The organism is Micromonospora sp. NPDC003776 (assembly GCF_053605645.1).
The window spans coordinates 1-12,164 of sequence record NZ_JBSGJR010000159.1; the positions used below are offsets into that span (position 1 = coordinate 1).

Sequence of the window (12,164 nt, forward strand, 5' to 3'; positions counted from 1 at the left end):
CGCGGCCCGGGCGCACCTGCTGGAGCTGGCCGGCGAGCGGGACGCGGCACGGGAGGCGTACCTGGCGGCGGCCCGCCGGTCGATGAACCTGCCGCAGCAGCGCTACCTGCACGCCCGGGCGGCGCGGCTCGGCCCGCCCACCGCCGGGTGAGCCGGACCGGTCGAGGCGCCACGGGATCGGCGCCACCGCCGCGCGGCGGTGCGCCGCCGCGCGGTTCGGGACGGCGACCGCCCCGGCGCAGCCTCAGTCGAGGCCGCGCAGAATGTTGGGCTCGACGTCGTCCTCACCGAAGCAGCGGTGCATCACCAGCGCGCGGGCCCACAGCTCCAGACTGCTCGGCGGCTCGACGGAACGCACGGCGGCCGGCACGTGGGCGCCCATGGTCGGGTCCGGCGGAACATTCGATGCCGTCTCGTCGGTCATCTCCGCCCCCTTTCCTCGTACCTCATGCTCACCCCGATGCCGGGATCCGGCATCTTCCAGGCTGCGTCGGCGCAGCGGAGAGGGGTTGGAGTCGTGGTCGACCCGGGGCTCGCGGCCGGCCAAGGGCCAGCGTACGCCAGAGGGTCACGTACCGTTCACGGAAATTGATCTAGACCATTGCTTCCATCTCTGTCTATATAGGTGCCACCCATCCCCCATCCGGACGGAGCACCATGACCCGCACCCTGCGCGCCACGGCCATCAGCCTCGCCGCGACCATGGCCGCCACCCTCGGCCTGACCCAGCCCGCCTGGGCCGCCAGCTACTCCGCCTCCCTCACCACCGCCGTCGCCGGCCTCCCCGTGGCCACCGAGGTCCGCACCGGCTACAGCCGGGACCTCTTCCCGCACTGGATCGACGCCGACGGCGACGGCTGCAACACCCGCAACGAGGTCCTGCTCGCCGAGGCGGTCTCCGCGCCCACCATCAGCGGCACCTGCACCCTCTCCGGCGGCCGCTGGTACTCCTACTACGACAACGCGTACTGGACGCTGACCAGCGACCTGGACATCGACCACATGGTCCCGCTGGCCGAGGCGTGGGACTCCGGCGCCCGCAACTGGACCACCAGCCGCCGCCAGGCGTACGCCAACGACCTCGGGGACGGCCGCGCCCTCGCCGCCGTCACCGACAACGTCAACCAGGCCAAGGGCGACCAGGACCCGGCCACCTGGATGCCGCCGTACTCCTCCGCCCGGTGCCGCTACATCAACGAGTGGGTGGCGGTGAAGATCCGCTGGCGGCTCACCGTCGACAGCGCTGAGAAGAGCGCCCTGACCAGCTGGGCGAACAGCTGCCCCAACGTCACCATCTCGGTCACCTACGCGTACTGACCGGGTCCCCGTCCGGCCCGCCGCCCGAGCGGGCCGGACGGGGACGCCGCACCAGCTGATCACCGGCTCTGGACGAAGCCCAACTCGTTGCCGTCCGGATCGCGGATGGTGAACTTCCTGGAGCCGTACGGGGTGTCGAACAACGGCTCCACCACGTCGGCGTCCGGACCCACCCGAGCCCACCACCCGTCGACGTCGTCCACCTCGAAGTTGAACCGCGCCCCCGCCGCCGGCACGGGGTCGTACCGCCCGAGCGCGAACTGCGCAGGCCCCAGGGTGAAGTGCGCGTACGTCGGCGCGTCCGGCGGCCAGTGCCCCTCGGCCGGCACCCCGAGCAGCCGCTCGTACCACCCGATCGCCGCGTCGAGGTCCCGCACGTTCACCCGTACGTGGGTCAGGCGGGGAGTGTCCATCTTTCACACCATAGGCCGGAACTCCCCCGCGCCGCTCAGGTCCAGGCTCGGGCCCACTCGAGAAGGATGGCGGCGCCGGCCCGAGTCGTCGGGTCGGGATCGGCGGCCAGCCTCTCACAGGCGTCCACGAATCGGACGGCGGCGGGGCCACCGCAGTCACCCAGGTCGAACGTCCCGTACAGGTCGTCGATGGGTTCGACGTCACCGGCGAGGCCGACGGCACGGGCGAGCGGGCGGATCGCCGCCACGTCGTTCCGGCCCAACAGTGCGGTGAGGGTGCCGACCGTGACGCTTGTGTCTTCCGGATCGAGCAGCAGGCGCACCAGGGCATCACTCACCTCGGCTCGGTCGGCCCAGCGGACCAACTCCTCGCCGGCCCGCTCCCGCACCTGCCAGTCGGGCGAGGCGGCCGCGGCCAGGGCCGCGTCCGGGGTGGGCGGGGGTGCGGGCATGTCGGACAGGGTCCCACACCGGCCACGGCCGAGGGTACGGCTCGGCGGGCGGCTTGACTTCGAGGACGCTCGACCGCCTAGCGTCGTGGGCATGAGTGCATCGACACCGCCGGGGCTTACCTCGATGAGGGTGCTGGTGACCGGCGGGACCAGCGGGCTGGGACTGGCCATGGCCGCCGCGCTGGCCCGGGCGGGAGCCACGGTCGCACTGACCGGCCGGTCCGGCGAGCGGGCCGAGGCGGCCGCCGCCGGCCTGCCCGGGGCGATCGGCCTCGAACTGGACGTACGCGACGACACGTCGGTGGCCCGGGCGGTCGACGAGGCGTGGTCGCGGCTCGGCGGCATCGACCTGCTGGTGAACAACGCCGGGATCGGCATGCGGACGGTCAATCCGCAGTTCATGACCGAGCCGCGGGGCTTCTGGGAGGTCCCGGCCGACGGGTTCCGGGCGGTGATCGACACCAACCTGACCGGCTACTTCCTGACGGCGCGCGAGGTGACGCCCCGGATGCTGGCCGCCGGCGCTGGCCGGATCGTCAACATCTCGGTCAACGAGTCGACCATGCACCGCGCCGGGTTCGTCCCGTACGGGCCGTCGCGCGCCGGCAGCGAGGCCCTCTCCCGGATCATGGCCGCCGACCTGCGCGACACCGGCGTCACCGTCAACCTGCTGCTGCCCGGGGGCGCGACCGCCACCGGGATGCTGCCCCGCGAGGCCGTACCCGAGGGGCACCGGTTCCTGGAACCCGAGGTGATGGGCCCGCCCATCGTGTGGCTGGCGTCCGACGAGGCGGCCGGCGTCCACGACGAGCGGATCGTCGCCGTCGACTTCGCACGCTGGCTGCGCGACCGGACGGACAAGTGAGACGCGTCAGCTCGTGCCGCGTTACCGGGCGGGTACGGCCAGCGGCCGGCTTCCCGCCGTAGGCTGCGTCCCGTGGGTGTGGGCTTGATGACCGCGGAGATCAAGGCGGCCGTGCTGCGGTCCACGCAGCTCGGTCGCCTCGGACGCCCGTACCCGCCCAAGACCACGATCAGGAACGGGTGAAGAGCCTTGCAGGCATGGATCGACAGCACCGCCAGCGCGGTGGCCGACGTTGCCGAACTCGATGCGATCCTCGGCCCCGAACCGCCCAAGGGCGTGACCCTCGCCAGTGACGACGGCCGGCGCACCCTGCACCTCAACTTCTACGGAGATCGGGCCGACCTGTACTGGGAGAGCGAGACGGACATGCTGTGCGCGTGGGGGCCGGTGCCGCCTGGCGCCCCGGCTGACCAGATCGTCGACGACGCCGAATACGCGTACGACAACCCATGGTTCGCCCTTCCCGCCGGCGCCGAGCCCTTCGAGATCACGGCCACGCAGGCCCGCCGAGCAGCCCACGAGTTCCTGCACACCGATCGGCGCCCCACGAACGTCCAGTGGGTCGTCAAACCCTAGAACTCGTGGCCTGAGCGCCGCTCCCGGGGCCGGTCGACCCTTCCCCCACCGGCGGCCTCGAACCGGCATGATCTCGGTAATGCCGATCTTGTGTGCGAGGCTTCGGCGGTGACTGACTTCGGCATCCGCGCAGCCACCGTGGCTGATTACGAATTCATGGTCGACATGCTCGTGGAGGCCGTGAACTGGCCGCCTGAGCGCAACTGGTCCCGCGAGCAGATCATGGCGAATCCCGCGCTGGCCCACTATGTCACCGGTTGGATGCAGCCGAACGACTTCGGCCTGGTTGCGGTGGACCCGGCTGATCGGCCGGTCGGCGCGGCCTGGTGCCGATACCTGACCGCCGCTGATCCGGGCTACGGGTACGCGGGTGACGACGTGCCAGAGCTGACTGTCGGCGTGGTGCAAGCGTGGCGAGGCCGCGGTGTGGGCCGGGCGCTCTTGCGCGCTGTTCTGGACGTTGCACGAGAACGTGGCGTCCAGGCCGTGTCCCTGAGCGTGGAGCGGGCGAACTTCGCTGCGCGACTGTACGCCGCTGAAGGATTCCGCACGGTTGAGTCGTTCGAGGACGCGGACACGATGGTCGCTGAGATCGGGGTCTGACGCTCGGTGGTGCCCCGGTCGAGTCGTTGCACGGCAGACCCGAGGGCGCACCCGCAGCCATCACGGAGTGCCCGACGCCCCGCCGGGGCACGCCCTGGTCGTCTCGCTCGACTCAGCCGCAGGTCAGAGCGTCCACGGCGATCACTTGACGTTGCAATGTTAAAGGCCGTGAGCGTATCCGCTTGAATGGGACCGAATGGCCGCTGACCTGCGCCGGGGTCTGCCGTCGATCGTCAGCGTTAGTCGTCGTTGGGTTCACCTCGGACGGCCTGTGGACGGCATGATCTTGGGGCTCCCTCGGTGCCGGCAGGACGGCCGCTCGTCCCAGAGATTCGGCAACGCGGTCCCCCTCCGGCTCGCACCACTGGTCGACGGTCTGACTGTGTTCGCCGTGGTTCCGCTTGGTGTCGATGGTGCTGCACTTCGCTGCGTCGCGGCCCACAGAACTCGTCGTGTTGATCTAGGGTGACGCGATGACCGCCAAGCCCGTGACGACAGTACTGTTCGACTTCGCCTGGACTCTGTTCGCCAGAAACTCGGAGCGCTGGGTGGGCAACGCGGCGGCATCGATCGACCAGACATTGCCTGCCGGCGAGGCGCACCGTATTGCTGGCGACTTCGCGGAACTGTTGCGGGAGACGGCCACGGATCCGGCGCACATCGCCCGAGATCTGGATCCGCGAGTCTGGGATCGGGCGATCCTCGCCGTGCTGGAACAGATTCCTGGCGTGGACCAGGCGCTGGCATCGGTCTTGCACGAAACACACGCCGAAGCGATCGAGCCGTACGCCGACACCGTCGCCACCCTGTCCGCATTGCGTGATAGCGGTGTTCGCATCGGCGTCGTCAGCAACGTCGGCTGGGACATCCGCAAATGCTTTGCGCGGCACGGACTCGACGGCTATGTCGATGCGTTCGTACTGTCCTACGAGGTCGGCTTCGTCAAACCGGACCCTCGGATCTGGGGCGCCGCCCTCGAAGCCCTCCATGCCGCACCGGGCCAGACCCTGATGGTCGGTGATCATCCCGCCGGCGACGGCGGATCGGTTTCCGCCGGCATACCAGCGCTGATCCTGCCAATGGTGAATTCGCCCGCGCAGAAACGCGGCTTCGAATACGTGCTCAGGCTTGCCCAGGTTCCGTCCTGACAGGTCTGTCGCTGGCACTCACGTGAAGCTCCTTGTGAAGTTGATCTCTCGGCAGAGACCTTCTTCATACGGGAGCTTCACTCATATCTGTTCCAGCCGACCACATCGGCGTGTCGTGATAGGACACCCGAGACCGTCACAGACCGTGATCACCACGTTGCGCGGAAAGGCTCAATGAGGACAGAGGTCCACGGCGGAACTCCGGCCCCGCGCCGGGTCCTCGTGGAGGGCATCGACGATTCGGCATCGAGATCGAGACCCGGCAGACCAGCGATGGAAGTTACTACCTCTCGACCGTGCTGTTCGAGAGCACCGGTGAGTGCCGGACCTTTCTGGCAAGCAAAGTGACCACCACGTGAAGCCCGGAGAGTTGCCGCCCTCTCCCCCGGCGCGCCCCTAGCCATCCCGTCGGCCTTCGTCCCGACAGACCGGGGTTTGCCCTAGGAAAGCTGCCCGATCTGCCGGCCACCAACCACCGCCCACGAAAGGACGTGGCCGGTCCTGCGCGTCTTCTGGCACTGGCTGCCGGAAATCGTGCTGGGCCTGTTCGCGCTGGCCGACCTGACCCCGGCCGACACCCTGCGCTGCGCCGCCCGCTACCTCGAACTGCACGGCTGGACGCAGGGCGTCTACTACCGCGTCACCCACGACACCCCGTTCCCGCCCGCCTGCGCTGCCGGTGCCATCGGCATGGCCGCTCACGGCCGCTGCCTCTTCCTCCCCACGACGCCACGGCCAAGCCTGGTGTCCCCGACAACCGGCACAACGGCATGCACCTGCTACGGCACACCTACGCCTCGGTCCTGCTCGACGCCGGCGACAGCGTCAAGGCCCTCTCGGCGTACCTGGGGCACTCCGACCCCGGCTGCACCCTCCGGATCTACACGCACCTGCTGTCAGCCAGCGAGGACCGCACCCGTCGCGCTATCGACCACGCCTTCGCCGACGACCCGCCGACCCCGGACGGCCTGGAGACGGCATGATCATGGAAATCAGGGCCATTCCGGATGCTCCGCCGCAGTTCAAAGTGCCTACGGCGATCACTTGGCGTTGAAGTAGCTCGCCTCCGGGTGGTGCACCACGATCGCGTCGGTGGCCTGCTCCGGCACCAGCTGGAACTCCTCGGACAGCTGCACCCCGATCCGCTGCGCGCCGAGCAGCTCGACGATCTTCGCCCGGTCCTCCAGGTCGGGGCAGGCCGGGTAGCCGAACGCGTACCGGCAGCCCCGGTAGTCGTTGCGCAGCAGGCCGGCCAGGTCGGCCGGGTCGTCGTCGGCGACGGTACGCCCGCCCGGCAGGGTCAGCTCGGCCCGGATCCGCCGGTGCCAGTACTCGGCCAAGGCCTCGGTGAGCTGCACCGACAGGCCGTGGACCTCCAGGTAGTCGCGGTACTCGTTGCCGGCGAACATCTTCGCGGTGTATTCGCTGATCGGCTGGCCGACGGTGACCAGCTGCAACGCGACCACGTCCAGCTGGTCGCCCTTGGGCCGGAAGAAGTCGGCCAGGCAGAGCCGCCGCTCCTGCCGCTGCCGCGGGAAGGAGAACCGGGCCCGCTCGGCCTGCGCGTTCTCGTCCAGCACCACCAGGTCGTTGCCCTCTGAGTACGCCGGGAAGTAGCCGTACACCACGGCCGCCTCCAGGATCTGGTCGGCGGTGAGCCGGTCGAGCCAGTAGCGCAGCCGCGGCCGCCCCTCGGTCTCCACCAGTTCCTCGTACGACGGGCCCTGGCCGCCCCGAGCGCCGCGCAGCCCCCACTGGCCGAGGAAGGTGGCCCGCTCGTCGAGCAGCGCCGCGTAGTCGGCGAGCGGCACGCCCTTGACCACCCGGGTGCCGAAGAACGGCGGGGCGGGCACCACCACGTCGGTGGCCACATCGGAGCGGACCGAGGCGTCGTCCAGCTCGGGCAGCGCCTCGCGGACCATGGTCCGCTGCCGCTCCCGCCGCTCCCGGCGGGCCGCCAGGGCGGCCTCCCGCTCCGGGTCGATCATCGGGGCGCCGCCGCGCTTGGCGGCCATCACCCGGTCCATCAGGGACAGCCCTTCGAACGCGTCCCGGGCGTAGTGCACCTGGCCGGGGAACATCGACCGCAGGTCGTCCTCGACGTACGCCCTGGTGAGCGCCGCCCCGCCGAGCAGCACCGGCCACCGGTCGGCGACCCCGCGGGTGGCCATCTCGGTCAGGTTCTCCTTCATGATGACCGTGCTCTTGACCAGCAGGCCGGACATGCCGATCGCGTCGGCCCGGTGCTCCTCGGCGGCGTCGAGGATCGCGTTGATCGGCTGCTTGATGCCGATGTTGACGACCTCGTAGCCGTTGTTGGACAGGATGATGTCGACCAGGTTCTTGCCGATGTCGTGCACGTCGCCCTTGACCGTGGCGAGCACGATGCGGCCCTTGCCGCCGTCGTCGGCCTTCTCCATGTGCGGCTCCAGGTACGCCACCGCGGTCTTCATCACCTCGGCGGACTGGAGCACGAACGGCAGCTGCATCTGGCCGGAGCCGAACAGCTCGCCGACCACCTTCATGCCGTCCAGCAGCAAATCGTTGATGATGGACAGCGGGGCGCGCCCCTCGGCCATCGCGGTGTCCAGATCAGCCTCCAGGCCGTTGCGCTCACCGTCGATGATCCGGCGCTTGAGCCGCTCGTCCAGCGGCAGCGCGGCCAGCTCCTCGGCCCGGGTCGCCCGGGCGGAGGCGGCGTCCACCCCCTCGAAGATCTCGATGAACCGCTGCACCGGGTCGTACCCCTCGCGGCGGCGGTCGTAGACCAGGTCGAGGGCGGCCTCGCGCTGCTGGTCGGGAATCTTCGACATCGGCAGGATCTTGCTGGCGTGCACGATCGCCGAGGTGAGACCGGCCTGCGCGCACTCGTGCAGGAAGACCGAGTTGAGCACCTGCCGGGCCGCCGGGTTGAGTCCGAACGAGACGTTGGAGATGCCCAGGGTGAAGTTGACCCCCGGGAACCGGGCGGCGATCTCCCGGATCGCCTCGATGGTCTCGATCCCGTCCCGGCGGGTCTCCTCCTGGCCGGTGGCGATCGGGAAGGTCAGCGCGTCGATGAGGATGTCCTCCCGGCGCATCCCCCAGCGGCCGGTCAGGTCCTCGATCAGCCGGGTCGCGACGCGTACCTTCCAGTCCCGGGTGCGGGCCTGGCCCTCCTCGTCGATGAGCAGGGCGACCACGGCGGCGCCGTGCTCCCTGACCACCGGCATGACCCGGGCGTAGCGGGAGTCCGGGCCGTCGCCGTCCTCGAAGTTCACCGAGTTGACCACGCAGCGCCCGCCGAGCATCTCCAGCCCGGCCTCCACCACCGCCGGCTCGGTGGAGTCCAGCATGATCGGCAGGGTGGAGGCGGTGGCGAACCGGCCGGCCAGCTCACGCATGTCGGTGGTGCCGTCCCGGCCGACGTAGTCGACGCAGAGGTCGAGCAGGTGCGAGCCGTCCCGGGCCTGGCCGCGGGCGATCTCCACGCACGCCTGCCAGTCGGCGGCGAGCATGGCCTCGCGGAACGCCTTGGACCCGTTGGCGTTGGTCCGCTCTCCCACCATCAGGATGCTGGCGTCCTGGGCGAACGGCACGTGGTGGTAGATGGAGGAGATCCCCGGCTCCGGCTTCGGCTCGCGGGCCACCGGCCGGGTGCCGCGCAGCCGCTCCACCAGCACCCGGATGTGCTCCGGGGTGGTGCCGCAGCAGCCGCCGACGAGCGCGACGCCGTAGTCGCTGACGAACCGCTCGAGGGCGTCGGCCAGCTCCACCGGGGTCAGCGGGAAGTACGCCCCGTCGGCGGTCAGCACGGGCAGGCCCGCGTTGGGCATCACCGAGATCGGGATCCGCGAGTGCTGGGACAGGTAGCGCAGGTGCTCGCCCATCTCGGCGGGGCCGGTCGAGCAGTTGAGCCCGATCAGGTCGACGCCGAGCGGCTCGATGGCGGTGAGCGCGGCGCCGATCTCGCTGCCCAGCAGCATCGTGCCGGTGGTCTCCACGGCGACCTGGCAGATGATCGGCACGTCTCGGCCCAGCTCGGCCCGCGCCCGCTTCGCGCCGATCACGGCGGCCTTGACCTGGAGCAGGTCCTGACAGGTCTCGATGATCAGCCCGTCGGCCCCGCCGGCGATCAGGCCGGCCGCGTTCTCCTGGTACGCGTCGCGCAGGGTGCCGTAGCCGGCGTGGCCCAGGGTGGGCAGCTTGGTGCCCGGCCCCATGGAGCCGAGCACGAAGCGCGGCTGCTCCGGCGTGGCGTACGCGTCGGCGGCCTCTCGGGCGAGCCGCGCGCCCGCCTCGGACAGCTCGCGGATCCGGTCGGCGATGCCGTACTCGGCGAGGTTCGGCAGGTTGGCGCCGAAGGTGTTGGTCTCGACGCAGTCCGCGCCGGCGGCCAGGTACGCCTCGTGTACGCCCCGGACCACGTCCGGCCGGGTGACATTGAGGATCTCGTTGCAGCCTTCGAGCCCGTCGAAATCGTCCAGGGTCAGGTCGGCCGCGTGGAGCATCGTCCCCATCGCCCCGTCGGCGATGAGGATCCGGTCCGCCAGCACATCGAGCAACGAAGTCCGCACAGAGCCAGGTTAGTGCGGCGATTCGCGGTCGGGTCGCGGCACGCAGCGGTTCCCACATACTGTCAGCCGGATCACCGCGCACCCTTCATCCTTTTCGTCCGGGTGGTCGGGCTGCTCGACCGGCGCGGCCGACGGGCCGCATCCCGCAGCGGCACGTAGGCTGGCGGACGTGAAGGACATCAGGGACGCGACCGTGCGACGGCTCCAGGTCGCGGTGCGGCGGACGCGTCGAGCCGGAGTTGTCGCAGGCGGGGGAACGTTCGGGCAGCCACCCGGCGCGCTTCCCGGCGAGCAGGGTGAGGTGACGGCGTGACCGAGTTCGACGGGCTGCCGGTGCTGCGGTCCCCGGTCGCCATCGCGGCCTTCGAGGGCTGGAACGACGCGGCGGACGCCTCCACCGCCGCTGTGGAGCACCTGGAGCAGGTCTGGCAGGCCCGGCAGGTGACCGAGCTGGACCCCGAGGACTTCTACGACTTCCAGGTGAGCCGGCCCACCATCACCATGGCGGACGGGGAGACCCGCCGGGTGGAGTGGCCGACGACGCGCTTCATGGTCGCCAGCCCCGAGGGCACCGACCGGGACGTGGTGCTGATCCGGGGCATCGAGCCGAGCATGCGCTGGCGGACCTTCTGCGAGCAGGTGCTGGAGATCTGCCACAGCCTGGAGGTCGAGCGGGTGGTGCTGCTCGGCGCGCTGTTGGCGGACGTGCCGTACACCCGGCCGCTGCCGATCAGCGGCAGCGCCTCGGACGCCGACGCGGCCAAGCGCTACCAGCTCACCCCCACCCGCTACGACGGGCCGACCGGCATCGTCGGCGTGCTGCACGACGCCTGCACCCGGGCCGAGGTCGACGCGGTCTCGTTCTGGGTGCACGTGCCGCACTACGCCAACAACCCGCCCTGCCCCAAGGCCACCCTGGCGCTGCTGCACCGGGTCGAGGAGGTGCTCGACCTGCCGGTGCCGATGGCGGACCTCGCCGAGGAGGCCGCCGAGTGGGAGCAGCGGGTGCGCAGCGCCGCCGAGCAGGACGCCGAGCTGGGCGAGTACGTCCGCGAGCTGGAGGAGCGGGTCGGCGACGCGGGCATCACCCCGTTGACCGGGGACGAGATCGCCCAGGAGTTCGAGAAGTACCTGCGCCGTCGGGGCGGCTCCGCCGGTCCCACCGCCGGCTCCTGGTGAACCTCGGGGAAACCGGGCTCCCGTTGCGGGGCCCGGTTTCTTCGTGTCCGGGGTGGCGCGCACACTCCCCCTACGGCATCCTAGGAACCTAGCTGTCATGAGGAGGCGGGGATGCAGATCAACCCGGGCGCGGCCGAGTTCCCGCACCGGCAGATCGCCGCGCAGCTCAAGGCCCAGGTCCGCCGCGGCGACTGGGCGCCCGGCGAGCGGCTGCCGTCGATCCCGGCGATCGCCGAGATGTTCGGCGTGGCGAAGCAGACCGTGCAACGCGCCGTCGACCAGCTGCGGGTCGAGGGCATCCTGATCACCAAGCCCGGCTCGGGTACGTACGTCCGGGGCACCCGGCGCCGGCTGAACCGGCTCTCCCGGGGCCGCTACGGCGGCTTCCGGGGCTACCACACCGACCTGGCCGCCCGGTACAAGCAGCAGCTCGTCTCCGTCGGCCGCACCCCGGCCCCGCCCGAGGTGGCCGACGCGTTCGGCGTGGCCGACGGCGCCGAGCTGCTCTGCCGGCGGCACCTGGTCCGCACCGACGAGTCGCCGGTCGAGGTCGGCGCGTCCTGGTTCCTGCCGGCCGACACGAGCGGCACCAGCCTGGAACGGGCCGAGGCCTTCGGCCGGCCGCTCTACCAGGAGGTCGAGGAGGTCACCGGCCGGCGCTACGTGACCGCGACCGACACGATCAGCGCCCGCCAGCCCAGCCGGGAGGAGGCGGAGATCCTGCAGATCCGCCCCGACACCCCGGTGCTGCACCTGCTGCACGTCGCGTACGACGAGCGGCACAAGCCGATCGAGGTCGCCCAGGCCACCTGGCCCGGCCCGATGACCACCCTCACCGAGGAGTACAAGATCCCCGCCCCGACCGAGCAGCCCGACCCCGACCCCGGCCTCGTCCTCGGCTGATTCCCGCCTCGCCCCGTCCCGCCCCCTCGCACGCCTCGCGCGCCTCGCGCGCAGATTCACGGAAAGAGTGGTTATCCGCAGCGGAATAGCCACTCTTAGATCACGTCACCCCGCAGCACCGTCGCCCGGCACACCGGCAACGGCGTCGGATC

12 protein-coding genes and 1 pseudogene are annotated in these 12,164 nt (G+C 70.8%); 9 read left to right on the top strand and 4 right to left on the bottom strand.

The window, feature by feature from the left end; translation table 11 throughout:
* Window positions 1-244: 244 nt before the first annotated feature.
* Window positions 245-424, bottom strand: a complete 180-nt coding sequence (locus ACWEVO_RS15520; protein WP_452308195.1) for a hypothetical protein — start codon at window positions 422-424, stop codon at window positions 245-247.
* Window positions 425-657: 233 nt separating this feature from the next.
* Between ACWEVO_RS15520 and ACWEVO_RS15525 the strand changes: the two genes are divergently transcribed.
* Window positions 658-1,317, top strand: a complete 660-nt coding sequence (locus ACWEVO_RS15525; RefSeq protein WP_452308196.1) for an HNH endonuclease family protein — start codon at window positions 658-660, stop codon at window positions 1,315-1,317.
* 59 nt (window positions 1,318-1,376) lie between these two features.
* Here the strand turns inward: ACWEVO_RS15525 and ACWEVO_RS15530 are convergent, their stop codons facing one another.
* On the bottom strand, window positions 1,377-1,730 hold the full coding sequence (locus ACWEVO_RS15530; RefSeq protein ID WP_452308197.1) for a VOC family protein: 354 nt from the start codon (window positions 1,728-1,730) through the stop codon (window positions 1,377-1,379).
* Window positions 1,731-1,765: 35 nt separating this feature from the next.
* A complete protein-coding gene (locus ACWEVO_RS15535; protein WP_452308198.1) occupies window positions 1,766-2,182 on the bottom strand; it encodes a hypothetical protein in 417 nt (138 codons plus the stop codon).
* Window positions 2,183-2,273: 91 nt separating this feature from the next.
* On the opposite strand from ACWEVO_RS15535, the gene ACWEVO_RS15540 reads away from it, so the two are divergent.
* From ACWEVO_RS15540 to ACWEVO_RS15565, 6 genes and pseudogenes are all read left to right on the top strand, one after another.
* Window positions 2,274-3,047, top strand: coding sequence for an SDR family oxidoreductase (locus tag ACWEVO_RS15540; protein WP_452308199.1), 774 nt, complete (start codon window positions 2,274-2,276; stop codon window positions 3,045-3,047).
* A gap of 189 nt (window positions 3,048-3,236) precedes the next feature.
* On the top strand, window positions 3,237-3,623 hold the full coding sequence (locus tag ACWEVO_RS15545) for an Imm1 family immunity protein (RefSeq protein ID WP_452308200.1): 387 nt from the start codon (window positions 3,237-3,239) through the stop codon (window positions 3,621-3,623).
* Window positions 3,624-3,731: 108 nt separating this feature from the next.
* Window positions 3,732-4,226 carry an N-acetyltransferase family protein gene (locus ACWEVO_RS15550; RefSeq protein ID WP_452308201.1) on the top strand — a complete coding sequence of 165 codons (495 nt, stop codon included), beginning with the start codon at window positions 3,732-3,734 and terminating at the stop codon, window positions 4,224-4,226.
* A 473-nt stretch (window positions 4,227-4,699) separates the two neighbouring features.
* Window positions 4,700-5,374: an HAD family hydrolase gene (locus ACWEVO_RS15555; RefSeq protein ID WP_452308202.1), complete on the top strand. Its 675-nt coding sequence runs from the start codon at window positions 4,700-4,702 to the stop codon at window positions 5,372-5,374.
* A 531-nt stretch (window positions 5,375-5,905) separates the two neighbouring features.
* A pseudogene (locus ACWEVO_RS15560) lies at window positions 5,906-6,085 on the top strand (DUF6197 family protein); the annotation flags it as partial.
* A 59-nt stretch (window positions 6,086-6,144) separates the two neighbouring features.
* The gene (locus ACWEVO_RS15565) at window positions 6,145-6,357 is read left to right on the top strand and encodes a tyrosine-type recombinase/integrase (protein WP_452308203.1); all 213 of its coding nucleotides are present in this window, start codon (window positions 6,145-6,147) and stop codon (window positions 6,355-6,357) included.
* 57 nt (window positions 6,358-6,414) lie between these two features.
* Here ACWEVO_RS15565 and metH read toward each other — a convergent pair whose 3' ends face one another.
* Window positions 6,415-9,930 (bottom strand): methionine synthase, encoded by a 3,516-nt coding sequence (metH, locus tag ACWEVO_RS15570; RefSeq protein ID WP_452308204.1) that lies wholly within the window; start codon window positions 9,928-9,930, stop codon window positions 6,415-6,417.
* Between the two features lie 309 nt (window positions 9,931-10,239).
* Between metH and ACWEVO_RS15575 the strand changes: the two genes are divergently transcribed.
* Together ACWEVO_RS15575 and ACWEVO_RS15580 are read left to right on the top strand one after the other, a co-directional pair.
* Window positions 10,240-11,109, top strand: coding sequence for a PAC2 family protein (locus ACWEVO_RS15575; protein ID WP_355057793.1), 870 nt, complete (start codon window positions 10,240-10,242; stop codon window positions 11,107-11,109).
* Window positions 11,110-11,220: 111 nt separating this feature from the next.
* Window positions 11,221-12,012 (top strand): GntR family transcriptional regulator, encoded by a 792-nt coding sequence (locus ACWEVO_RS15580; protein WP_452308206.1) that lies wholly within the window; start codon window positions 11,221-11,223, stop codon window positions 12,010-12,012.
* Window positions 12,013-12,164 lie beyond the last annotated feature (152 nt).

Excerpts from the sequence above, each read along its gene's own strand:
- ACWEVO_RS15535 (WP_452308198.1), bottom strand. The coding sequence starts at position 2,182 with ATGCCCGCACCCCCGCCCACCCCGGACGCGGCCCTGGCCGCGGCCGCC.
- ACWEVO_RS15540 (WP_452308199.1), top strand. The coding sequence starts at position 2,274 with ATGAGTGCATCGACACCGCCGGGGCTTACCTCGATGAGGGTGCTGGTG.
- ACWEVO_RS15525 (WP_452308196.1), top strand. The coding sequence starts at position 658 with ATGACCCGCACCCTGCGCGCCACGGCCATCAGCCTCGCCGCGACCATG.
- ACWEVO_RS15580 (WP_452308206.1), top strand. The coding sequence starts at position 11,221 with ATGCAGATCAACCCGGGCGCGGCCGAGTTCCCGCACCGGCAGATCGCC.
- ACWEVO_RS15520 (WP_452308195.1), bottom strand. The coding sequence starts at position 424 with ATGACCGACGAGACGGCATCGAATGTTCCGCCGGACCCGACCATGGGC.
- ACWEVO_RS15565 (WP_452308203.1), top strand. The coding sequence starts at position 6,145 with ATGCACCTGCTACGGCACACCTACGCCTCGGTCCTGCTCGACGCCGGC.
- ACWEVO_RS15530 (WP_452308197.1), bottom strand. The coding sequence starts at position 1,730 with ATGGACACTCCCCGCCTGACCCACGTACGGGTGAACGTGCGGGACCTC.
- ACWEVO_RS15555 (WP_452308202.1), top strand. The coding sequence starts at position 4,700 with ATGACCGCCAAGCCCGTGACGACAGTACTGTTCGACTTCGCCTGGACT.